The sequence below is a fragment of the Bacteroides sp. 224 genome (assembly GCF_010500995.1).
Lineage (GTDB): Bacteria > Bacteroidota > Bacteroidia > Bacteroidales > Bacteroidaceae > Bacteroides.
The window spans coordinates 1-418 of the sequence record NZ_QVMK01000098.1 but is presented as its reverse complement, the minus strand read 5'-3'; the positions used below and the strand labels follow the sequence as shown (position 1 = coordinate 418).

The window sequence follows — 418 nt, the reverse complement described above, 5'->3', positions numbered from 1 at the left end:
AAATAATGCTGCTGCCTTATTAATCAGCAATGAAGAGTACCAAACGGCACGACGCTTACTGGAAAAGGTATCTCCACAAAGCCCTTCGGTTTGGAATAATCTGGGAGTGGTGTATCTACATCAGGGTGAGCTGGATAAAGCGGAAGAGTTACTTAACCAGGCAGCACTGGTAGGACTGAAAGAGGCGGTGCATAACTTGGAGGAAGTAAAGAAGAAAAGGGAAGACGATAAGAAATTGAAAATTGAAAATTGAAAGTTGAAAATTAGGATGCTGCATAGAACTCCTCGCCCCTTCGGGGAGAGAAAAGACTAAATATTGAATATTGAACATTGAAAAATAAATGAATCGTAATATCTACATATTGATTTTATTAACTCTTCTCTTCATTTCTTGTGCCACTACCTCGCACAAGCACTT

General features: G+C 39.5%; 1 protein-coding gene. It reads left to right on the top strand.

Annotated features, from left to right (window positions below):
- The coding region (locus tag D0T60_RS18510; RefSeq protein ID WP_163219966.1) for a tetratricopeptide repeat protein at positions 1 to 253 on the top strand (253 nt) is incomplete at its 5' end.
- Positions 254 to 418 lie beyond the last annotated feature (165 nt).